The 24,145-nt window shown below is 36.2% G+C and carries 19 protein-coding genes; 10 read left to right on the forward strand and 9 right to left on the reverse strand.

Going from position 1 to position 24,145, the window contains the following annotated elements; genetic code table 11:
- Positions 1–181 precede the first annotated feature (181 nt).
- Both PSR12_RS17520 and PSR12_RS17525 read left to right on the forward strand, forming a co-directional pair.
- On the forward strand, positions 182–403 hold the full coding sequence (locus PSR12_RS17520; RefSeq protein WP_004226074.1) for a DeoR family transcriptional regulator: 222 nt from the start codon (positions 182–184) through the stop codon (positions 401–403).
- 316 nt (positions 404–719) lie between these two features.
- Positions 720–1,889 (forward strand): MDR family MFS transporter, encoded by a 1,170-nt coding sequence (locus tag PSR12_RS17525; protein ID WP_004226066.1) that lies wholly within the window; start codon positions 720–722, stop codon positions 1,887–1,889.
- 59 nt (positions 1,890–1,948) lie between these two features.
- Here the strand turns inward: PSR12_RS17525 and PSR12_RS17530 are convergent, their stop codons facing one another.
- The 4 genes from PSR12_RS17530 to asnB all read right to left on the reverse strand — a co-directional run bounded on the left by PSR12_RS17530 (position 1,949) and on the right by asnB (position 8,083).
- Entirely contained in the window at positions 1,949–3,466 is a 1,518-nt protein-coding gene (locus PSR12_RS17530; RefSeq protein ID WP_274769956.1) for a diguanylate cyclase, read from the reverse strand.
- Positions 3,467–3,632: 166 nt separating this feature from the next.
- Entirely contained in the window at positions 3,633–4,346 is a 714-nt protein-coding gene (locus PSR12_RS17535; protein ID WP_221681030.1) for a pseudouridine synthase, read from the reverse strand.
- A gap of 10 nt (positions 4,347–4,356) precedes the next feature.
- Complete coding sequence (locus tag PSR12_RS17540) at positions 4,357–5,970, reverse strand: putative polysaccharide biosynthesis protein (protein WP_221681031.1); 1,614 nt, start codon at positions 5,968–5,970, stop codon at positions 4,357–4,359.
- Between the two features lie 262 nt (positions 5,971–6,232).
- A complete protein-coding gene (gene asnB, locus PSR12_RS17545; protein WP_131521294.1) occupies positions 6,233–8,083 on the reverse strand; it encodes an asparagine synthase (glutamine-hydrolyzing) in 1,851 nt (616 codons plus the stop codon).
- Between the two features lie 287 nt (positions 8,084–8,370).
- Between asnB and PSR12_RS17550 the strand changes: the two genes are divergently transcribed.
- A complete protein-coding gene (locus PSR12_RS17550) occupies positions 8,371–9,621 on the forward strand; it encodes a BaiN/RdsA family NAD(P)/FAD-dependent oxidoreductase (protein ID WP_048393473.1) in 1,251 nt (416 codons plus the stop codon).
- A 40-nt stretch (positions 9,622–9,661) separates the two neighbouring features.
- Here the strand turns inward: PSR12_RS17550 and PSR12_RS17555 are convergent, their stop codons facing one another.
- Together PSR12_RS17555 and PSR12_RS17560 are read right to left on the reverse strand one after the other, a co-directional pair.
- Entirely contained in the window at positions 9,662–10,354 is a 693-nt protein-coding gene (locus PSR12_RS17555) for an AIM24 family protein (protein ID WP_036118779.1), read from the reverse strand.
- A gap of 269 nt (positions 10,355–10,623) precedes the next feature.
- The gene (locus tag PSR12_RS17560) at positions 10,624–11,892 is read right to left on the reverse strand and encodes an L-lactate MFS transporter (RefSeq protein ID WP_004226054.1); all 1,269 of its coding nucleotides are present in this window, start codon (positions 11,890–11,892) and stop codon (positions 10,624–10,626) included.
- Positions 11,893–12,807: 915 nt separating this feature from the next.
- Here PSR12_RS17560 and PSR12_RS17565 point away from each other — a divergent pair.
- The 7 genes from PSR12_RS17565 to PSR12_RS17595 all read left to right on the forward strand — a co-directional run bounded on the left by PSR12_RS17565 (position 12,808) and on the right by PSR12_RS17595 (position 20,593).
- Positions 12,808–14,295: an ATP-binding protein gene (locus PSR12_RS17565; RefSeq protein ID WP_221681034.1), complete on the forward strand. Its 1,488-nt coding sequence runs from the start codon at positions 12,808–12,810 to the stop codon at positions 14,293–14,295.
- Positions 14,292–14,960 carry a response regulator gene (locus PSR12_RS17570; protein ID WP_257520371.1) on the forward strand — a complete coding sequence of 223 codons (669 nt, stop codon included), beginning with the start codon at positions 14,292–14,294 and terminating at the stop codon, positions 14,958–14,960. The genes PSR12_RS17565 and PSR12_RS17570 overlap by 4 nt, the downstream gene beginning before the upstream one ends.
- Positions 14,961–15,240: 280 nt before the next feature.
- Complete coding sequence (locus PSR12_RS17575; protein WP_221681036.1) at positions 15,241–16,275, forward strand: DctP family TRAP transporter solute-binding subunit; 1,035 nt, start codon at positions 15,241–15,243, stop codon at positions 16,273–16,275.
- 57 nt (positions 16,276–16,332) lie between these two features.
- Positions 16,333–17,379 carry a DctP family TRAP transporter solute-binding subunit gene (locus PSR12_RS17580; protein WP_221681037.1) on the forward strand — a complete coding sequence of 349 codons (1,047 nt, stop codon included), beginning with the start codon at positions 16,333–16,335 and terminating at the stop codon, positions 17,377–17,379.
- Positions 17,380–17,625: 246 nt separating this feature from the next.
- Positions 17,626–18,123 (forward strand): TRAP transporter small permease, encoded by a 498-nt coding sequence (locus PSR12_RS17585; protein WP_048391136.1) that lies wholly within the window; start codon positions 17,626–17,628, stop codon positions 18,121–18,123.
- A complete protein-coding gene (locus PSR12_RS17590; RefSeq protein ID WP_004226042.1) occupies positions 18,104–19,372 on the forward strand; it encodes a TRAP transporter large permease in 1,269 nt (422 codons plus the stop codon). The genes PSR12_RS17585 and PSR12_RS17590 overlap by 20 nt, the downstream gene beginning before the upstream one ends.
- 9 nt (positions 19,373–19,381) lie before the next feature.
- Positions 19,382–20,593 carry an MFS transporter gene (locus tag PSR12_RS17595; RefSeq protein ID WP_274769963.1) on the forward strand — a complete coding sequence of 404 codons (1,212 nt, stop codon included), beginning with the start codon at positions 19,382–19,384 and terminating at the stop codon, positions 20,591–20,593.
- Between the two features lie 20 nt (positions 20,594–20,613).
- On the opposite strand, the gene PSR12_RS17600 is transcribed toward PSR12_RS17595, so the two are convergent.
- The 3 genes from PSR12_RS17600 to PSR12_RS17610 form a co-directional block, all read right to left on the reverse strand.
- Complete coding sequence (locus tag PSR12_RS17600; RefSeq protein ID WP_274769964.1) at positions 20,614–21,513, reverse strand: DMT family transporter; 900 nt, start codon at positions 21,511–21,513, stop codon at positions 20,614–20,616.
- 146 nt (positions 21,514–21,659) lie between these two features.
- Positions 21,660–22,877: an amidohydrolase gene (locus PSR12_RS17605; protein WP_221681040.1), complete on the reverse strand. Its 1,218-nt coding sequence runs from the start codon at positions 22,875–22,877 to the stop codon at positions 21,660–21,662.
- On the reverse strand, positions 22,874–24,124 hold the full coding sequence (locus tag PSR12_RS17610; protein ID WP_221681041.1) for an amidohydrolase family protein: 1,251 nt from the start codon (positions 24,122–24,124) through the stop codon (positions 22,874–22,876). The genes PSR12_RS17605 and PSR12_RS17610 overlap by 4 nt, the downstream gene beginning before the upstream one ends.
- Between the last annotated feature and the right edge of the window lie 21 nt (positions 24,125–24,145).

The raw sequence follows: 24,145 nt of genomic DNA on the forward strand, positions 1-24,145 counted from the left end.
GCATTCACTAGAAAATTAAGTAGTTTTTCTATATAATAAAGTTATCAGAATAATTGTTCTGACTATAAAATTAGAAAAGGGGATGTCTAAGGCAGCTACTTATTAGCCTAAGTGCACTCCGCACATATTGTCGTCCGCTAGTCTTTGCCAAGAGAATTAAGATGAAGGAGTGGTTCATTTAATGAAACCAACTACTGATCGAATGCTTAATCGTATTAAAGACGTGTACATGTTTATTTTAGACAAAGGAACCGTGTCTACACAGGATTTAGTCGAAGAGTTTAGTATCACTCCTCGCACCGTTCAAAGAGATTTGAACGTGTTAGCCTTTAACGATTTGGTGACGAGTCCAAGTCGAGGCAGATGGACAACGACGAAGAAAAAAGTAAAATTAACGTCTTAGTTTTACGTTTTGTACGTAAAGCATTATGTATGGAAAAAGAATGACCTTTCGTCGGGGTCATTCTTTTTTGTCGTAAGAAGATTATTAGATTTTTTGCCCACTTTGCTTACTGACTTCTCCGTAAATTGATGATTTATAAAGTGATTATTTACATCGCTCCTTTACCCTTCAATCTGAGCTACACATTTTAGCATAGTAGCATAAATCTGCGCGCCATTAGCTGCTCTGTTCTCTTTCAAGATTATTTTAACTATTTACAGTTGCTTAACAATCCGTTAAACTCGAAACATTCTAAATGTTGAGAGGAGGATTTTATATGACTTTGTCAAAGTTGTTTCATCCATTAGTTTGGATTATTTTAGGTGGGACAATTTTTACACGTATTGCAAGCTTTATGGCAATGCCTTTTTTAGCTATTTATTTACATAATGAAATTCAAGCCTCTCCCTTACAAATTGGATTGACAATCGGTATCGCGCCGCTCATTTCCACAGTAGGTGGATTTTTCGGGGGTTATTTAACAGATCGCTTTGGTAGAAAAAGCGTTATTCTATTAACAATTATCGTTTGGAGTCTTGTGTTCTTTGGCTTCGCAACGGTTCATGCTGTTTGGCTTTTTATCCTATTCAATGCTTTAAATGGACTTTGTCGATCATTTTTTGAACCTTCCACACAGGCATTGATGATTGATTTTACACCTGCCGATAAACGAAAAAGACTATTTTCCTTACGTTATACGGCCATAAATATTGCAGCGGTTATTGGTCCTATTATTGGCGTGTATATCTCACAGCTATCCAGTCCAAGTATCCCTTTTATGCTGACAGGGATGATGTATATTATTTACGCAGTGTTTTTATTTTTTGTGTTAAATCGCTATCAAATGCAGCAACCCAAAGCTGTTACACAAACAAAAATACTCAGTACATTCACGATTCTTTTGACAAATCGTGTGCTGCTTAGCTTCATATTGGGAGCCATTTTAATCAATATTGGGTACTCGCAATTTGACTCAACGCTACCTCAAATTATCGAATTAAAGATTGATGAAGGTGCGAAACTTTATTCGTTATTAATCTCTCTCAATGCAGCAGTTGTGTTATTACTACAATTACCTATTAGTATAGTATCAGAGCGCTTTTCATCTACAGCAACATTATTAGTAGGTGTACTGTTCTTTGCTATTGGATTATGTATGTTTGGATTCTCCAATAATTATACGCTCTATATCATTGCCATGATTATTTTTACCATAGGTGAAATCTTTGCCTTCCCTACAATGAATGTCATGATTGATGAAATTGCACCAGATACTCAAAAGGCAACCTATTTAGGTGCTGCACAATTTAAAAATTTAGGTGGCTTTATTGGCCCAATAATAGGCGGATGGCTCTTGACTCATTATATGAACGCTATGTTTCCAGTCATCGCTGTTCTTGTTTTATGTAGTTGTATCTTTTATAGAACAAAAATAGCAGCTCATTAATAAACGCCCCATTGCTATCAAAATAGCTAATTATGCTATCGATAGAATGGGGCGTTTTTTTAACTATTATAACCCTCGTCAGCAGCGACCTCTGCATAACTAGAATATTGATCCTTACCAGCATTTTTGGATTGATAAAGCGCTTTATCGGCCCGTTCAAATAAGCTCATTTCTGTATCCTCAGCATGATTATAAATGGCTCCGCCCATGCTCACAGACAACACAGACCATTTCTCGCTCACTTGGCCATCATATCTAACTGATCTTATTTGAGTCAAGATGTCCTCTGCCATGTGCTGCATCTGTTCCTCTGTTGTATCGTATAAAACAATGGCAAATTCATCCCCACCGAAGCGTACGACAAAGCCACTTTGTTTCACAACATGCTTTAAAATTTTCGCTGTTTCAATGAGGATATGATCTCCTTCTACATGACCAAATTGATCGTTTACTTGTTTAAAGTTATCTAAATCAATTAACAATAAACCTGGCACATTCATTTTTCTTTTTCTTAATAAATTATCAATTTTTCTAATATATGTAGCACGGTTATAAACACCTGTTAACGGATCGAAGGTAGCTAGGTGTATTGTTTTAGATAAAATTTTATTAATAACTAACAGCATAATAAAGGATGTTAGTAGGGCGATAGACAGTAAAAACCAAAATTGTTTCGTATTTTTTTTAAGAGCTTCCATTTTAGTGAAATTAATAAATTTCACATAGACAATTCTTTTGGATGACTCCCCTCTCACTGTCTCTGCTTCATAGGGCAGAAAACGATGTGTTTCTATATAACCATTGTCTAAAGCCTTTTCATACTCAACTGGCTCCATTGTTTTCTTTGCTAGCTCGAAGTATTCTTGAAATTTCTTAGATTGCTCCTGTACAGTGATTTTCTTCGATCTCGAATCATTAAAGAAAACGCCACCTGCATTAATAGCTTGCACATCCACTAAATCAATATATTTACCAATTAAGTACTGTGCAGTTTTCTCAAAATTAAAGGTTTGGAAGACAGGATCATTTAGTAGGTCTATACCTAACTCAAGCAAATATTTCTTATCATGTGTTGCCAGATAGCCAAATTTTCGATATTCTCCTGTTGATGTTGAAATATCAATGCCATCTGTAAAAAATTCGCCACTAGCGCGCCGTTCATCCAATAAAGCAGAAAAACGTTGACAACAAAGCGAGAAATCCAAGCCAATATCTTTGGCAAAAGTCGTGTAAACCACTGTATTGGATTGATCTACTATGTAAATATCCATACCATGTTTCTTTTTCATTTGCTGCAAATCCCAAGTAGCTACATTAGGGTTTTCATGGTAATAGTTTTTTAACTGTCTAAGCTCCTGTTCCATTTTGTCTGAAATAGTATTATCAAAATAAAAATGGGCATTATCAACAGTTTGCATATCTGTCAAAATATGATTTTCAATTAATATTTTATTCATGCTCACTTGTTTTTCTATCTCTGTTACCAGTATTTGTCGGTTCACATATGAAATAACAGCAACAAGTATGAGTGCAAATGCTATTAAAGATAGTAATAATTTAATACGCAGGTTCTTCATTTAATTGTCCTCTACTTATTTATACCATCGTCTTTTGGGAAACATTTCAAAATATGATACATTCTATGACTATATCACAATAACTCATTTCATATTATACAGTTACAGTCATATTACTGTATATAAAAATCCCCGATGCTATGTGAGGCATCGAGGAATAATATGTTTAATGATTGTTTTGTAAACCGTTTAGCTCTTCTGTAGTGAGCTCACGATATTCACCTAACGCTAGATTTTCATCTAATATCAGGCTTCCCATAGAAATACGCTTTAAATATGTTACACGTTTTCCTACAGCCTCAAACATTCGCTTTACCTGATGAAACTTGCCTTCTTGAATCGTTAGCTCTATTTCCGATTGCTGTGCAGACTTTAGAATCACAAGCTTTCCAGGCTTTGTAACATAGCCATCATCTAGTTCAACACCATTTGCAAATTTCTCGGCATCTTCTTCTGTCACAACGCCTTCAATCTGTGCGTAATAAACTTTTGGCACATGCTTTTTTGGAGACAATAAATTATGAGCTAATTGACCATCGTTTGTTAATAAGAGCAACCCTTCTGTATCTTTATCTAATCGACCAACAGGAAACGGTTGAAAATGCTGGTGTAATGGCTCTAATAAATCAATTACTGTTTCATCTCTTAAATCCTCAGTGGCAGAAATAACACCAGGCGGTTTATTCATTATAAAATAAACAAATTCTGTATAAACAACGCGCTCTCCAAACACTGAAACAATTTGCTGTTCTGGGTCTACATGTAAAGCTGCATCCTTGACATAAGCACCATCTACTGTGACAGCTTTTTGCTTTAATAACTGCTTCACTTCCTTACGAGAACCGTACCCCATATTTGCTAGTAATTTATCTAAACGCATCGTTCCACTCCTATTTCAATCCCAGTTTACTCATAATACGGGTTAATCGTTCACCTAATAGCTTTTGGGCTAAACCTAGGCGTAATGATAAAAAGCCATAAACAGCCGCACCAACACCCGCACAAATAATTGAGAATAGTAATGCTGAGAATTTACTATCAACTGGTCCCATTAGTAATTCCAATAATTTATGCACCATCAGCACGCTAATGGCCATCGCCATTGTCAATAAAGCAATTAGCATGACACGACGCACAACCATTTCTGATCGATAATTCAACGTTTTTCGTAACACAAGCATATTAATGATAATCGAAACACTATAGCCAATAGCTGTAGCTACTATTGCACCATCTGCCTCTAACCAGCGAATTAAAGGAATATTTAATGCTAGCTTTACGAAAATTCCAGATAATAAGCTGAAAACAATCCACTTTTGAAAATCAATTCCTTGAAGTAGTGCTGCTGTGACTTGAAATAACGCAAATAAAATAGCAACAGGTGCATAATGCGCTAAAATCGTTGCTCCCATTTCGCTTTCTGAATAAAGCATAAAATAAATTTCATTGGCTAATAGAGAAATACCAACCACAGCTGGCAATGTAATAAAGATTAAAATTTGATAGGTCTTATCCATTGCATGGCGGAGCGCTAAATACTCCCCCTGTGTAAAATACTTTGTAATTGTTGGTACAAGCGCCATCGAAAATCCAGTCGCTAGCATAACAGGGATGATAACAACTTTATGTGTCATAAAGTTAATCATCGATAAATAAGTATCTGTTACTTCTGCTAAACCAATGGACGTCATTGCTCCATTAAACGTAAGCATGTCGACTAATTGGAATAACGGATTGGCCACCCCTACAAACACCATTGGGATGGAATAGGTAATCACTTCTTTATAAATATTGGACATTGGTAACTGTGTGGAAGTCACACTTTGGCTACGTAATAAGTTAAATTCAGGCTGATACTTTTTCCAGTAATAATAAAGAACACCTAATCCTCCGATTGCCCCGATAAATGCAGCAAACACAGCAAAGGAGATGGCTGTCTCTGGTTTTCCTTTAAACACAATAACCACTAGGAACGATCCACCAAGTAACACAACAATTCGCACAATTTGTTCCACCAATTGTGAAACGGCAGTAGGCTCCATTTTGTCGTAGCCTTGGAAGAAGCCACGCCATAGACTCATAAATGGTACTACGATTAAGGCAAAACTAACCCATCGTATTACTGAAGCAATTTGTTCGACTGTAAAGACTTGTTCCTCACTCTTAATAACTAGCCCTGCTATTGGCGTAGCAAGTAGAAAGAGGGCAATAAATGCTGCAAAGCCAGTCATCATCATAATAAGAATGCCAGATTTCATCAGCTTGCGACCCGATTGATAATCCCCCATGGCATTATATTTGGATACAAATTTAGAGACGGCTATTGGTGCACCTGAAATGGCGATTGCCAGCATAATTGAATAGGGAATATATGCATATTGGTAAAGCGCAATGTTCTTCTCGCCAACAATTGCATAAAACGGAAAAATATAAATTAATCCGAGTACCTTCGATAAAAACATCCCCATTGTTAATATCGCAGTACCTTTCATTAAATTGGACATCATACCCATCCATTCATTGTAAAATCAATATTATTATCGTAACACTTTAATGGCTCTTATAAAACATTTTCCTTACTCATACACGACATGCAAACGCTGTCACCTTGTAAATGATTTAAGTAAACCAATTGTAATCTTACCACATTTATAGGAAATGAGACGCATAAAAACACCAAAAAGTTCATTCATAAAGAAACTTGAAGAAAAAAGGCCTTAAAATAATCGGTGAGGAATTGAACATCCCCACCGATTAAGGTATTTCTTATACCATGTCCACAAAGAACTTTTTATACCATACTAGGAATACATAAACTGTCCAAATATAACGACCACGATTTGCTTTCCCTTCGTAGTGCTCATCTAGATAGCCAACTAATTGTTTTGTATCAAAAAATTCATTTGCAAAGTCAGTTGTAAACATTTCTTTTACCATACTGTAATACTTTTCTTCACGTAACCAGTGACGAATTGGCACTGGGAATCCAAGTTTCGGACGCTTTGCCCATTCTTCTGGCAATTCCTGATGTGCAGCTTGACGTAAAACATATTTTGTATCGATATCATTCACACGGTATCTTGAAGGAATATTTTTCGCTAACTCCATTACTTCCTTATCTAAAAATGGTACACGTAATTCAATCGAGTGTGCCATACTCATTTTATCTGCCTTCAATAAAATATCACCAGGCATCCAAAGATTTAGATCTAGATACTGCATTTTTGTCACATCATCATCGCCAGGCACTTCATCATAAATACGTTTTGTAATCGATTTTACAGATGGGGCATTTTTATAAGCTGGCTTTAAAACATTAATAGCATCTACTTCATCCCACACTACCGCTTCTCCAATAAAGCGCTCTTCTACTGTTTGAGCACCTTTAATAAGGAAATTCGTGTATTGATTTTTCGGTAGAGCTTCTGCCATCCCACGTAATGTTTTACGAAGACCTAATGGTAATTTTTCGTATTTTTGCATTCTTCCTGAGTTTTGATACCAAGCATACCCACCAAAAATTTCATCAGCACCTTCACCTGATAGGACAACCGTTACATCCTTTGAAGCAAGCTCCGAAAGGAAGTAAAGTGGCACTGAAGATGGATTGGATTGTGGTTCATCCATATGCCATTGAATTTTAGGTAGCGCTTCAAAGCACTCATCTGCTGTAATGTATCTACGTTCATTTTGAATATTCAACGTATCCGATAAATCTTTTGCAAGATTTGTCTCATTGAACATATCTTCATAGTCCGCAAACCCGACTGAGAAGGATTTATCTGGGCGTAATAAGGACGTAATATAACTAGAGTCAATACCACCCGATAAGAATGAACCAACTTTTACATCACTGATTTGATGAGCCTCTACAGATTCTTTAACAGTTGAACGAATTTCTTCAATATATTTTTCGATTGGTGCTTCTTTTGCATGGAATTTTTTATCCCAATATTGCACGATTTGCTTTTGTCCATTTTGAATTAGCATATAGTGTGCTGGTGGTAATTTAAAGACACCTTTAAAGAATGTTTCATCCATAGATGAATACTGGAATGTTAAATAAGGGCGAAGTGCCTGTTTATTTAACTCTTTAATAAATGATGGGTGTGGTAAAAACGATTTAATCTCAGAACCAAAGATAAACGTACCGTCAGTTGTATGCTCAGAGTAATACAATGGTTTGATTCCAAAGCCATCGCGCGCAATGAATTGTAAATCATTCTTTTTATCCCAAATACAGAAGGCAAACATCCCACGCAGTTTCTTCACAAAATCTACGCCATATTCTACATAGCCATAAATAATGACTTCACTATCTGACTGCGTTTTAAACGTATGACCTTTTTCAATAAGATCTGCACGCAGCTCTTGGAAGTTAAATATTTCTCCATTAAATACAAGCACAATATTGCCATCTGCACTATATAATGGTTGATTTGCTACGTCTGATAAGTCAATAATACTTAATCGACGGAAACCCAACGTCACTTTATCGTCACTATGAATACCACCGCTATCTGGTCCACGGTGAATAATTGTATTCATCATATTTTCTATCGTCTGATGATGATCAATCACATTTGTTCCATTAATATAACCTATAAATCCGCACATTCTATTTTTCACCTCATAATTTAGTGCATAACCTTTACCATAATAGCACGAAAAGACATTCATTTCATGCTGACAATGCTAATAAAGGAAAACTTTCATTCATCCAATTGTATAACAAAGAATATTGTGTTTCATTCTACTGTATAAGCTCTTCATCCCAAAAGAAGAGATAAAGAATTATAAAACACTTTTCTATTATTTTCAATGTCAAAGAAAGCCCCTCTCTATATAGACTTCATGTATAATAGGAAAGATTCCTAATTTGAACAGAAAGTGAGTTTCTAACTATGTATGATGTAATCGTGATTGGTGGTGGCCCATCTGGATTAATGGCGGCGATTGCTGCTGGAGAGCGCAAAAAGAAGGTGTTATTGTTAGAAAAAGGCACAAAACTAGGCAAGAAATTGGCCATTTCTGGCGGAGGACGCTGTAATGTTACAAATCGTTTGCCTGTTGAAGAAATTGTGAAACATATACCCGGTAATGGCCGTTTTCTCTATAGTCCATTTACCGTTTATAATAATGAAGATATAATTGCATTTTTTGAAGGACTTGGTGTCGCCCTAAAGGAAGAGGACCACGGTAGAATGTTCCCTGTATCCAATCGTGCACAAGATGTCGTTGATGCGCTGATTAGACAGCTACAACGTCTTCATATTGAAGTTCGTTTACACACAGCTGTCAGTAAGCTTCTAATGGATGAAGATAAAATTTTGGGTGTACGTCTTGCTGATGGCACAGAAGTCCGTAGTCAAGCAGTCGTTGTAGCCGTTGGGGGCAAGGCGGTTCCACAAACAGGCTCAACAGGTGATGGCTATCCTTGGGCTGAACGTGCGGGTCATACAATCACTACCTTATTCCCAACAGAAGTCCCTGTTATTTCAAAAGAAGATTTTATTCAAGCACGTGAGCTACAAGGACTAGCATTGCGTGATGTTGCTGTCTCCGTGCTAAATAAAAAAGGCAAGACACTCGTCACCCATCAAATGGATATGCTCTTTACCCATTTTGGTTTAAGTGGTCCTGCTATTTTGCGTTGTAGTCAATTCGTTGTGAAAGAATTAATGAAAACAGGCTATGAGCCCGTGACAATGCGTATTCAAACACTGGTACATTATAATGAAGAAACATGTCTACAATATTTAAATAAATTAATAAAAGAAGATCCGAAAAAGGCTGTGAAAAATGTTTGGAAAGGCATAGCACCTGAACGATGGCTCTTGTTCTTATGTGAGCGAGCACATATTGATGTTCAATTGACGGGCGCTGAATTATCCCAAGAGAAAATTCGTCAGCTAGCACGTTTACTAGTAAACTTCACCTTAACAGTGAGTGGCACACAGTCACTCGATAAGGCGTTTGTAACAGGTGGCGGTGTCTCTGTAAAAGAAATCGAGCCAAAAACAATGGCCTCAAAGAAAAAAGAAGGACTGTTCTTTTGTGGAGAAATTCTTGATATTCATGGCTATACAGGCGGCTATAACATCACTTCAGCCCTCGTAACGGGACGTATTGCAGGAATGCATGCGGCATTATAATAGAAGAAAAAGCGTGTCCGTAGAAAACGGACGCGCTTTTTTAGCTTTCACTAGACATATAAACTTCTTCAAATGGTTGGATAATAACAAAGCCCTCACCAGAAAACGCCATCTGGATGGATTCTCCACTGCCTCGGCCGATAAATGTACGGAAGCTAATATCTGTTTTAAATTCAGGTGTTAAGTTGCCTGACCATGCGACAGTAGCATGCGGATCAGTATATACTGTTTCACCTGGCTTCACTAATAATGTCAGTGGTTCAAAATGAGTTGTAATCGCAACCTTCCCTGTTCCTTGAAGGGTTACATTAAATAAACCACCTGACATGATGCCAGCCATTTTACGCATCAAACGTATATCCCATTCGATGCTAGGCTCAAAGGCAAGTAAATCATTGCCATTGACACAAATACTGTCGTTTTTCAAATCAAAAACAGTTACTTTCTTTCCTTGATCCGCTAAGTAGAGTCTGCCCTTTCCGCTAGCTTTCATCAATTGCGTACCTTCACCCGTTAAAGCCTTTTTAAACATTTTGCCAAGACCATGCTCCAAGACGCGCTCACGTTCAAATTTAATATCACCTGTATAGGAAATCATAGCGCCCATTTTTGACCACACTTCACCGTTTAGATTAACCTCTAATACGCGTTCAGTTTCCAATTCAAAATAATCATTCTCATTATCGTCCTGCTGTGTTTTATGAACAAATTCATCTAAAGAAAATTTCCCCATGATTGATCCCTCCCTAATTACTTTATATACGTTGATCTTTGAGAAAAGATTCAATTTTTAACGGTTTGTTCCTCATTGTGCATTTCGTTACAAAATTTCTCTTTTAATAACGAAATCACTTTATTTCCAGTAATGTTATTGACATCAGACATGTGCTGTTATACATTAAACAAAGAAATTACAATTGTTATATAACAATCGCTTCAAAAAAATAACTATATAAGTGCCATCCACGAAATGACACCTATATAGTAATTTGAAAGTTCATATTATTGTGTAGCAGATACATCTCCAACATTTTGCGCTGCTTTTAAAGCTGTTTGCTTACGTACATCTGCACGTAACGTTAAGGAAATAATCAACGAAGCTGCGATTAAACCTGCGAATACATAGAATACAGGAATATAGCTTCCATACGCATTTTTGATTGCACTTACTAACAACGGTCCAAATACTCCACCCAATGACCACGTTGTTAATAAATAACCATGAATCACACCAAGCTGCTTTGTGCCAAATAAATCACTTGCAAATGCAGGTAGATTTGAGAACCCACCACCATAGCAACTAACAACTAAGAAGATAAGTGCTTGGAAAATAATTACGTTAGTTGTATGTGGTAAAACGATAAATGTGATTAGCTGTGCTGTAAAGAAAATAACGAAAACGTTAGAACGACCGATATAATCAGACACAGCGGCCCAGATTAAACGGCCACCACCATTAAATAACCCCATAATTCCTACCATTGCGGCAGCACCTGCAACTGATAGACCAACAATTTCCTGTGCCATTGGTGAAGCAACAGAAATCATCATAATCCCTGCTGTTACATTAACTAAATGCATTGACCAAAGCATCCAGAAGTGCTTTGTTTTAACAGCTTCTCGTGCTGACATAACAGCTAAATCTTTCTTCACTACGTCCTTACCATTATTGGCAGCTGCTTTCATATTAGCAGGCATATAACCTGGCTTAGGTGGTGCTATATATGAAGCCCCTAAAATCATTAACGTGAAGTAACTTGCCCCTAGAATAAAGTATGTTGTAGAAATGCCAACTGCCTCCATTAAGTTGGCTGCGACTGGTGCTGTAATCAGTGCACCCGATCCAAAACCAAGTACGGCCATACCTGTTGCTAGACCACGACGGTCTGGGAACCATTTTACAAGTGTTGATACAGGTGCAATATAGCCAATCCCCATTCCTAATCCACTAAGAACACCATATGTTAACCAATACATAACAACAGAATCCATTGAAATGGCTACGCCTGCACCAGCTTGTCCTGCTCCAAATAAGACAGCTGCTACCATCGCCGATTTACGTGGTCCCATTTTTTCTACTAAACTACCAAATAATGCAGCTGAGAAACCAGCTAATCCCATCATAATGGTAAAGGCAATCGTTACCTTTGTTTCACTCCATCCCATTTCTGTGACAATCGGTAGCTTGTATACACTGTATGCATAGGCTCCACCGATTGAAAGGTGAATAGCGATTGCAGATAATGCAATTAACCATCTATTTTTATTCATAAATTCTCATTTCTCCCCTCTTTTGCTACCTGTGAAAATTCTATGAACGTCCATGTAAAACAATTTACCACTTAGAATTATTCAAATGCAAGATGTTTTTCTAAAAAATATTATTTCTCCAAAAAGTTTTTCATTCTTTTCTTAAAAATTAAAATCAAACAAACCTTACAGCCTCTAAGAAAAATGAAGTTTTACAAACTAAAAAATCTACATATACTAGATTTTATTATTTTTCTACTCTATTTTATCGTTATATATTAATTATTCTTAAATAATTATTTTTGTGTATATTTTCACATGCTGTTTATGAATAAAATCTTAATTAGAAAATTAATTTCTATTATCTATCTAAAGAAAGAACTATTTATTTAGTTTATTACGCTAGAATTTTTAAGAACAGAAGAGAAATTTGAAACTATTTTCTACAAGATTTTTACTTTTATATGTATGAACAAAAAGCTGGTTTCCGTCTTTTATTTCCATATTTTTATTATAATTTAAAAAAATTACAATGCAATCAATGTATATTTCAAATTATTTATTGAAAGTGAAAAATTTTTTATTATTCAAATATATATATTAGAGTCCAATTTTCTGGCATATGTATGCCATTACAACAATATAAATCATATTTATCAATCGTTTTGTTATACTACACAATAAAAAAAATACTCTTCAACAAATCTTGTATTACAACAGCTTTGTTATTTATGGTAATTTAGTATAAACTAAGAATTTTTAGTATGTTTTAAGGTAAACATGCTTATTTTGTAGAATTGAGGTGATGAATGTATAAAAGAAAGCTAATAGCTATCGCTCTTTTATATGTCTATGAAAAATATATCTTTACGTCTAAAAATGTTTATTTTTTCATTTATTATTGTCCTTTTTTCTATAGCAACAAGTGGTGCTATCATGCTCCATAACCTTTCGGGTGCATTTGAGAAAGAATTTGGAGCACGAGCCATTGCTATCGCGAGAACCGTTTCACAACTGACAGATGTACAAAATAATGTTGGGAAGCCGAATGGATTTGAAGTTATTCAACCCATTGCGGAGAGAATTCGTTTAACAACTGATGTTGATTATATCGTGATTATTGATATGAAGAAAATCCGCTATTCTCACCCTTCCGAGAGCAAACTTGGCACAGTTTTTGAGGGTGGAGACGAAATAGAAGCTTTTTCACAGCATGAATACATATCAAAAGCTCAGGGAGTGCTTGGCTATTCCATCCGTGCATTCGTTCCTATAATGAATGAAGAAGGTACACAACAAGTTGGTGTTATTACAGTTGGGTTACTCACACCAAAATGGTACAACCTATTAGATGAATATCAATTTGATATATTGATTTCTCTTTTTTGGGGACTAGCTATTGGATTAGGTGGTTCAGTCTGGGTGGCTAATCACTTAAAGCGTCAAACATTTAACTTAGAACCATACGAAATCGCTCGCTTAGTCGAAGAACGATCTGGCATTATACAGGCAATGGATATCGGTATATTAGCAACTGACGAAAGCGGTAATGTATCATTTATTAACCGTCTCGCAAGGCAGTATACTCATTTCTTTGAACAAAGAATTTCCCGCAAAGAATTATTTAATGGGACATGGCTTGCGGAAGACATTTTACAGCAGCATGAAATATATAGACCTTTACTTATACATGACCAGATGTATTTAGTACGCACCTTCCCTATTCGAATTTTAGATCAAAATGCTGGATACCTTATAATGTTAACGGATCGTAAAGAGGCAAATATGTTAGCTGAAGAATTAACAGGGATTAAAATGCTTGTGGATTCCTTACGAGCTCAACAGCACGAATATATGAACCGTTTACATAGTATTGCAGGATTAATTCAACTAGATCGTAATGAGGAAGCTCTGAGTCTTATTATTGATGAAATTACGGATGAAGAGGAAATTATACAAATTTTACATGATAAAATACTTGATTACTCGATTCAAGGTTTACTACTTGGGAAGTACTCGCGAGCAAAAGAACTCGGCGTGGAACTGACCATTGATGATGATTCAAAGCTAGCCGATATTATGAGCGGTTTTTCTAGTGGTGATTTGGTAACTATAATTGGGAATTTGCTTGATAACGCGATGGAAGCATGCTTTGAGTGTACGTATAAAGATGTACGATTAACGTTAATTGGCGATAAGCACTATCTATATATAGAAGTACAGGATAGTGGCTTGGGGATAATAGGTTTACCGCATCGAATTTTCGAATATGGTTTTACTACCAAACAAAAGGAAGGACATGGTATTGGCCTTGCACTTGTTAAACAAATTGTAGAATCTAATAACGGAAATATACAAGTTGAATCAACGGTCAATATCGGTACAAATATTACTATTGAGGTAGGGATGATAGAGGAACAATGAGCATACTTTCAGTTTTTATTGTAGAAGACGATCCAATGGTGCTTGAGATAAATAAAGGTTTTTTAAATAAAATGGTTGGTTTTCAGCTTGTAGGCGAATCGATCACTGGTCGTGATGCTTACGAAAAAATTAAAGTGAAAAAACCAGATTTAATTTTACTAGACATGTTTTTACCAGATATGACTGGTATGGATTTATTTTTAAAACTCCGTTCAGAAAGGATTCCCTCAGATATTATTCTGATAACTGCTGCGCGGGATGCTCCGACTGTTCAAGAGGCTTTACGATTTGGTGCAAGCGATTATCTCATTAAGCCCTTTCGTTTCGAACGTTTTGAAAAAGCTTTACAGCAATATAAAAATAGCTCCAAGTTGTTTTCTAATTGCACGGCCTTAAATCAAGAGGATATTGATAATTGGCTAGGTATACAACAAGGGTCAAATGAATTACCTAAAGGCTTAAACAATTTAACGATGAAACAAATATTAGATTATTTAACAACATATCGAGTAGCTATAACCTCCGAGCAGCTGGCCCAAAATGTTGGAATGGCAAGGGTCACAGTTCGAAAATACCTAGATTTTTTAGCAACTAAAGGAACCGTTAGCATTGAACTACAATATGGAACAGTTGGACGACCAACGAAATATTATTCTATAAAATAGTTGAGCACAAATAGTTATTAAAATAAAAACTCATATAGAATCTGCTATTTTTCTTATTATGCATAGCTTTATGATGCTTTACTATGCACATTAATAAAAGAAAAGTAAGCAGATTCTTTTTTCTCTAGCAATCATCTTGTATTATAACAATTTATCAATATAACTAATTGTTATATACCATAAATACCAAAATGTTCATTAAAACCATAATATTGAATATTTATTCGTATAAAATACAATAGAAAGCGTTCACATCTTATACAGTTAGGAGTGAATTGACATGTGGCGTAACCCTATAAAAGTACTATTCTTAAACTTATGTTTTTTAACCATCCTTATAGGCTGTCAACAGCAAACCTATCCAACTGACAATGAGCAATTAAGTCATGAAGAACAAATTGTCATTCGTTTTTCACATGTTGTTGGTGAAAACACACCAAAAGGAATGGCAGCAATTAAATTTGCGGAGCTTATTAAGGAACGAAGTAATGGTCATGTAGAGATTCAAGTTTTTCCAAATGGTGTACTGTACAAGGATGGTGAGGAGATGAATGCTCTTTTAAGAGGAGATATTCAGATGATTGCCCCTGCCATTTCAAAAATTACTACGTTTGTACCCGAATGGTCTGTCATGGATTTACCTTATGCATTTAAAAATGCAAAAGAAGTTCATACATATGTTGAAAGCGAAGTTGGGCAATCATTAATGAAGAGATTAAATAAACACAATCTAATCTCGATGGGCATATGGGATAGTGGTTTTAAACAGTTAAGTAATAGTATTCGTCCCATCCAAAACTTAACTGATTTACAAGGCTTACGCATGAGAATAATGCCAAGTGATATTTTAGCCGAGCAATTTTCCATTGCCGGTGCCTATCCTAGACGAATCGATTTTAATACGGTCTTCCATCAACTACAAAAAGGCAATGTTGATGGGCAAGAAAATACGCTCACTAATATTACAAGCAAAAATCTACATTCACTTCAAGATTACTTAACTATTAGTAATCATGGCTATCTAGGCTATTTGTTATTAATGAACAATGAATTTTGGAATTCCCTCCCTAAAAATGTACAGGAGCTTTTGATTGATACTCTTGAGGAAGTACAAAAATGGGAGTGGCAACAAGCAGAGAATTTAAGTGCAGAAAGACTTCAGGAAATGGAAGCATGTCAATGCATACAAATTCATTATTTAACGGAGGAAGAAATAGAGGATTGGGAAAACGCCTTTAAACCAGTATACGACTATTATACAGAAAATTATGGTTTTAAATATATTGAGGCACTTCCTAAAAATCAATTTCATTAACTAGGGTTTAAAAGGTTGCCCTTTTAACTATAAATATATATTTTAGGGGGATATAGAATGAAAAAATGGCTTTTCATGTCATTCATGGCTTTGCTTTTACTAGTACTTGCAGCTTGTGGTGGCGACAAAAAAGAACAAGCTTCTGCACCAGCAGCTGAGGGAGATGGTGGCTACACCAAAGAAAAACCTCTTGTTATTAAATTCTCGCATGTAACTTCAATTGATAGTGTTAAAGGTAAAGCAGCCGAGGCATTTGCAAAATTAGTAGAGGAAAAAACAGAGGGTAAAGTGAAAGTTGAGGTTTATCCATCCTCGCAACTTTATGGAGATAACGATGAATTAGATGCCTTAGTATCAGGAAATGTGCATATGATTGCTCCTTCTGTAACGAAAATGGTAAAAATCGACCCTCGCTGGCAATACGTTGATATGCCATATCTTTTTGAAAATCAAGAGCATGCTCGTAAGTTCTTTAATTCAGATGTTGCAAAATTAATTTTAGAATCTGAACAACTAGCAGCTAACGACATTAAAGGTCTCGTGTTCTGGGAAAATGGCTTTAAACACTTTTCCAATAACAAACACCCACTTGTGACAGTGGACGATTTTAAAGGACTAAAATTCAGAGCACAAGCAGGTAAAGTTTTAGAATCGCAGTTTAAGGCTTTAAATGCAGGTTCTGCGACAATTGCATTTGGTGAAACGTATGCTGCCTTACAACAAGGAACAGTAGATGGACAAGAAAACACATTTAATAACTTTGATACTCAAAAATATCAAGAAGTTCAAAAGTACTTCTCCGTATCTGAACATGGTCGTCTAGACTATGCCATCTTTGTAAACAAAACATTTTGGGAAAAAATACCTTCAGAGCTATTGACAGCAGTTGAAGAATCATTAAATGAGGCAACAACGTTAGCTTGGGATTTAGCTGCGGAAGAAAACGAAAAATCATTCGAAAACATTAAAAATTCTGGCATCGAAGTCATTGAGCTATCAGATGCTGAAAAAGAAGCCATCAAAAAACAACTGGAACCAGTTTATGAAGAGTTTACTGATGTTATCACAGAAGAACTCATTAATGGTATTCGTGATTTAAAATAAACAGAGTTCTTAAAAAACTTACTATTCCAACAATTAGTTGATGTAAGGAATAGAAAATCGTAACAACTTCTAGGGTATTCTTTGTTAGGAAGTTGCACTGTAGTAGATGATTTATCGTCAATATCAATAATTTTATTAGTATATCGCTTACTTAAAAACGGGTGCTAAGAAGCTCACTTCAAACTGCAACATTTACAGTGGGAATAAAAGCATCCGTTTTTAACTTTAAATAAAGGAGGCAAAAACATGAAGGCCGTTTATAAAATATGGGGCTACTTAGAAGAAATTCTTGCAGGAATTTTTTTCGTAGCAGGTGTTGTACTCATTTTTTATGGGGTTATTATGCGCTACATATTCAATGAACCACAAGCATGGGTAGAGGAATTAGCACGCTATTCTATAATTTGGGGTACATTTTTGGGGTTTGGCTTAGCTCTTCGCCACAATCAGCATATACAGGTGGATATTCTATATGACAAGTTAAAGCCATCGAAAAAACGTCTATTAGATTTAGTAGCAACAGGCTTGAGCATCGCCTTTTGCTTAATTTACACGTACTATGGTTTTGTTTTAGTGGAAAATCGCTATACATCTGGTATGGTTTCACTTGATATCGGGATTCCAATGTGGATTGTATATTTAGTCCTACCTCTTTCAGGTATTTTATTTTTACTAAGATTCGTAGAACGATTAGTTAATATTCTACGAGGAAAGGATGAAGAATATGCTAATCCTCTTACTTAGTTTCTTTTTGCTATTATTTCTACGAGTACCTGTTGCTATTAGCTTAGCACTATCAACAATTCTAGTGTTCTTCCAAATAGATTTTAATATGAATATGATTCCACAGCGCATTTTTACTGCATTAGATTCCTTCCCTATGATGGCCATCCCAGGATTCGTGCTAGCTGGCGTATTAATGGCGCGCGGTGGGATATCAAAATATTTAATTGAAGCTTTACGTGCATGGATTGGTCACCTGCCAGGTGGTCTTGCAGTTGTTACAATTGTTGCCTGTGCTATTTTTGCCGCTATTTCAGGCTCTTCACCTGCCACAGCAGCAGCAATTGGCTCTATTATGATCCCTGCAATGATTTCAGCAGGCTATAAAAAACGTTATTCGATGGGACTTGTTGCAGCAGGTGGTACATTAGGAATTTTAATTCCACCGAGTGTTCCATTAATTATTTATGGTATCACCTCGGAGCAATCAATTGGTGAATTATTTATGGCTGGGGTTCTTCCTGGATTAGCTTTAACAGGAATTTTAATTATTGCTGCCATCTTTTATGCGAAACGCAATGGATTTAATGGAGATCAACCAGCTTCTTGGGAAGAACGTGGGCGTAAATCTTTAAAAGCCATTTGGGGAGCATTTTTACCTTTTTTAATTTTAGGAACAATCTATTCAGGAGTTGTGACACCAACTGAATCAGCGGTGATTGCAGTTTTCTATGGCCTTATTGTATCCTTGTTTATCTATCGTGAAATGAAGCTAAAGGATTTCCGCGAAGTATTAGTAGAATCTATTAATATTACCGCTATGATTTTCTTAATAATAGGTGCCGCTTCGTTATTTGGGCTTTATTTAACAAATGCACAAGTACCACAACAAGTGGGCGCATGGATTGCTGAAAGCGATTTAAATAAGTGGATTTTTATGATCATTGTCAATATTTTGTTCTTTATTATGGGTATGTTCTTAGAAGCTGTCTCTATTATTTTAATCACTTTACCAATATTATTGCCAATTCTTGCACACTTCGATATCAATCTATTACACTTTGCCATTATTATGACGATTAATATGGAATTAGGTATGATCACACCACCAGTTGGATTGAATCTCTTTGTGGTAAGTGGGATAGCAAAAGAAAAACTTGGGGAAGTGGTAAAAGGCGTTATACCGTTTATCATTTTAATGATTATCTTCTTAGCACTTGTTGTCTTAATCCCACAACTTTCTCTCTGGTTACCAGAGCAAATGAAATAAGGCATTAAGATGTGTATAAATACAAAGGGTTATTCAATAAGAGATCGCTCTTTTTGGACAATTGTCATTAGTTTGGGCGGGGCTTCGGTTTTTGTCTTTGCTGCAATGTATTCTGTTCAGCCCCTGCTCCCCTTCTTTACAGAGCAATTTCATATTTCTGTATCCGTTGCAAGTCTATCCGTATCTATGACTACTCTATCAGTAATTGTTGGATTAATCGTGCTAGGTTTTTTATCAGATCGATATGGAAGAGTATTATTCATTCATTTATCCATAGTCTTTACCATCATACCATTTTTCTTCATGCCACTAACTGATTCTTTTTCTACTATTATTTTATTACGCTTTATTCAGGGCTTTGCTATTGCAGGTGTACCTGCAGCAGCACTTGCCTATCTTAGCGAAGAAATTGATCAACAATCAATGGGCTTTGCCACTGCATTGTATATTTCTTGTAATGCACTAGGCGGAACAATTGGTAGACTCATGATGGGGTATATCACTGAATATTTTTCATGGAAAATGGCTTTTGTTTCATTAGCCATTATGGGGTGCATCGTTATGGTAATTGTCTGGTGGATGCTACCTAAATCCAAAAATTTTTCGGTACAACAGCGTACGATTCAACAAGATTTACAAGGCTTTTGTTTCCATTTGAAAAATCCTCAATTATTAATACTTTTTGGATTAGGAGTTATTTTACAATTATCCTTTACTGGGGTTTGGTCATTTATTCCCTATTACTTAACAGCGCCTCCTTTTCTATTATCTTTACAAAGCATTTCTTTTATTTTTTTAGCCTATGGTTTAGGTATTATTGGTTCGCCTATTGCTAATGCACTTGCAGGAAAAGTTGGATTAAATACCATTCGAACATTTGGTGTTTGTTTATTAACTGTGGGAATACTTTTTACATTAAGCAAGTCACTTTTCATTATTGTAATTGGACTTTGTCTAGCATGTTTAGGTTTTTTTACTGCTCATGCATTAACTTCTTCATTGGTAAGTCGGCTAGCTCTTTCTCAAAAAGGAAGTGCCTCTAGTCTATATCTGGTCGCTTATTACCTTGGGGTGGCCTCTGGAAGCACAATATTAAGCCCTGTTTGGTCATTATTTCAATGGCATGGTATCGTAATCATTACTGCTTTTCTGCCAATAACATACCTATTTATTTTAAATTCGCTACAGAAACAGCAAAAAAGAGATGTACTCAAAAAATGAGCATCTCTTTTTTTGCTAATTCATTGTTTTTTTACAAGGACAATTGCTTTCATTTCTTTATAATATATGCACAGCAAAATTCCTACTAAAATTAATAAAAAGCCATATAATTGAACACTTGTAGGGAATTGTTTTAAAAATACCGCACTCAATAGCATGGCTATAGCTGGCTCAAAGTTTAACAACAGTGACGCATTTGTTGAGCCGACCTCCTTCATTTTTTGATTCCATATTAAATTGCTTACCCCGTGGATAATAATCGCTGATAAAATGAGCAAAAACCAGTAGGGCATTGCAACTTGCCAATTCGTCTGTGGCAAAATAGTAAATGAAAACGGCACGAGCACCAGTAAACCTATTAAATTTGTATAGAACGTAATCGACTGGGCTGACATTTTCTGACTAAGATGATTGACAATAATGAGGAACAAAGCAAAGCTTAGCATTGTAATTAAGCTCAACACTTCACCCACACCGATTGAAATGATGATAAGTGCCCCTTTGGTAATGATGAGGCCAACACCAACAAATGAAAGTATCGCACCTAGCCAAAATATGCCGTTCCGTGATTCATGATAGATCATTTTATTCAGTAGAGATGTAACAATCGGTGCACAGGCTAATATTAAAGCGGCAGTGATAGGAGAAGTGTGCTGGAGACTAGCATAAAAGCTATAGTGATTAATGGAAACGCCTAGTATTCCTGCAAGGATCAATAACAATAAATCATTTCTTGTAAATGTTGTTCGGAAAATTATTTTCCAACTAATACTTCCTAAAAACAGAACAATGACAATCAATCTAAAAATGGAGACTGTTAAAGGATCCCAATGGTCAATTAAAATAGAGCCAATAATGAAGTTACTAGCCCAAAAAAATACACAGCTAAATAAAATCATATAGATTGTTAGTTGTTTCATATTTTATCACACCCGCAAATAAAGAGATTTCTACATAAGTAATGGCAAATCTACTTTCCTTTATTCATCTTTTCTATTAAAACATAAGTATAGCAAACTAGAAGATTTCTAGTTTGCTATGTTATCTAAATAAGGGGGATTTAGATTTATACTTTGTTGATAAACTTACCTTTTGACATAACCACTCGGTTGGATGGTTTACGTGCAATAACTTCAGCGCTTGAAACTGCGTCAAAGAATACAAAACTTGCTTCATCTTTCACATTAGGCCAAGCCTTTTGACCATTTGCATCCAATGGTGTGATACCATTTGTAATATATTTTAATGTTTGTCGAATCGAACGTTCGTCAAGTTTACGAGAAATGTCTGCAAAAGTAGTCGCTTTTTCTAAAATATCTCCTGAGCCATTAGGACTCCAAGAATCATAAAAGCCGTCACAACCAAAGTGGACATCCACGCCGCGCTCTGCTAGTAATTCAATTGGTGGAATTAATCGTCGCAAATCAAATGGCACCGTTGACATTATTTTTACTTGTTGTTGTGCTAAACGATCTGCAATTTTATGCTGCTCCATGACTGATACATCACCAAGTGAAAAGGCATGACTTATCGCCGTTCTCCCCTGATATTTGGCATCCTCCACGATATCTATCCATTTATCGATTGTGTAATACCCAACATGGCCACCATCATGTAAATGAATATCGACATCAACATTAAATTCCTGTGCAATATCCATCACTTCATAAAGAGAAGGCTCAATCGAGTTATCGATGCCAGCTGGATCTAGGCCGCCAATCATCGTCGCTCCATTGCGTAAAGCTTCACGCAATAATTTAGGGACATCATCTCTTAATAGACCATGCTGTGGAAAGGCAATGACTTCGGATGTCACGACATCTTTATAATCGTCCAATGCCGCTAGTACACCTTCTAAATTTTTTAATCCAATGTATGGATCAATATTGACATGTGTACGAATATGATTCGCACCATTCTTAAGGATTTTTTCAATCATTGCAGTCGCACGTTGTTTACCTGTTGTAGCAAGAACGGATAGCTCTTGTGCTTCACGATCAAGTCGTTCCTTTAAATTCTTTACGGGCACACAAGCCTTCCAAGGTAAAGATAAGTAAGTTTTATCTAAATGATTATGCATTTCCTTAAAGGCAGGTAATAGCAGCTTCCCTTTCATATCTGTGACTTCGCTTGGAGACTCGATTGCGTCTGTTGCGGGTACAATTTGCGAAATGAAGCCATCTGTAATTTCAAGGTGAAAAAGCTCCACTTTCGTTCCAACTGTATCATTTTCCTTTAGATATTCTCCTGTTTCAAGTAGAACATTTGTCAGCCAGTGCTTCATCTGAATTCTCCTTTCAACTCTCCTACATCCTGTTGGTGTATCATTTTACCTCGTGAAATGACGGTAGTAATTGGACATCTTCTTGCTATCACATGGGCAGTGCTCACACCATCCACTAACAGCATATTAGCTTTATCACCAACTTGAGGCCAAACCCGTTCTCCAGCATCATTCAATGGTGTGATACCACCAGAAGCGTATTTCCAAGCTCGACTTAATGAATATTCATCAATAAAGCGGAATCTCTCCGCCATGACATTTAATTTCATAATCGTATTACCAGTACCATATGGTGACCAATGATCTGTTAAGCTATCATGTCCTACAGATACCTTGACACCATTGTTATAAAGATAAGGAATTGGTATCGTCGAACGATTCAAATCGATTGGGACAGTTGTCGTAACATCCATTTGTACCTCAGCCATCGCTTGAACTAAATTTTCTAAGCGTGACTGTTCTAAATCAGCAAGTGCCATCGCATGGCTAATTGTGACTTGTCCTTCTTTTTTCGCTTGTTTCGTTAACTCAATCAGCTTATAAAATTCAAATTCGCCTAGTGTGTTCGCCGTGTGAATATGAATATCTATCCCTGCATTATAGTCTTGGGCAATACCTATCGTTGTTTGCAATGACTTTTCGATATTGCGATCTACAATGGATGGGTCAACGCCACCAACAAGCGTTGCTCCCATTACCATTGCCTCACGGAGCAGTCCCTCTACATTGGAGCGTAATAAGCCATGCTGTGGGAAGGCCACAATATCATAGGTAATTTGATCTCGATAGTTTGCTAAAACCTCTTTTGTCATTTCAATATGCTTTGTCCCAATTTGTGGGTCGACATTACAATGGGAACGAATATGTGTATGCCCTTGTGAAATGAGCCACTTCACCATTTCCTCAGCTCGATAAGCAGCTGTCGGCAATTGTTTAGGTAGTAGTGTTCTTTCTTCTTCAATGCGTGTTAAAATCCCTTTAGTAATGGGCCTTGGTGCCTGCCATTCTCCGCCGAAATAAGTTTTATCGATATGAATATGCATCTCTCGGAATGAAGGGACTAATAGTTGCTGTTGTGCATCTATTACTTCTACATCTCCATCAGCCACTATATCCTTATCTACTTGTTGAACATACCCATCCTCAATTAGAACATCATAAATACCTGTACGAGTAGCAACAATGTGTTCATTTTCGCGCTCATATGCTTCTTCTAATCTCACATTTTTCAGCAATAGTTTACTCATAGTTTCCTCCCAATTGGTATT

The sequence above is a fragment of the Lysinibacillus sp. G01H genome (genome assembly GCF_028872195.1).
Lineage (GTDB): Bacteria > Bacillota > Bacilli > Bacillales_A > Planococcaceae > Lysinibacillus > Lysinibacillus capsici.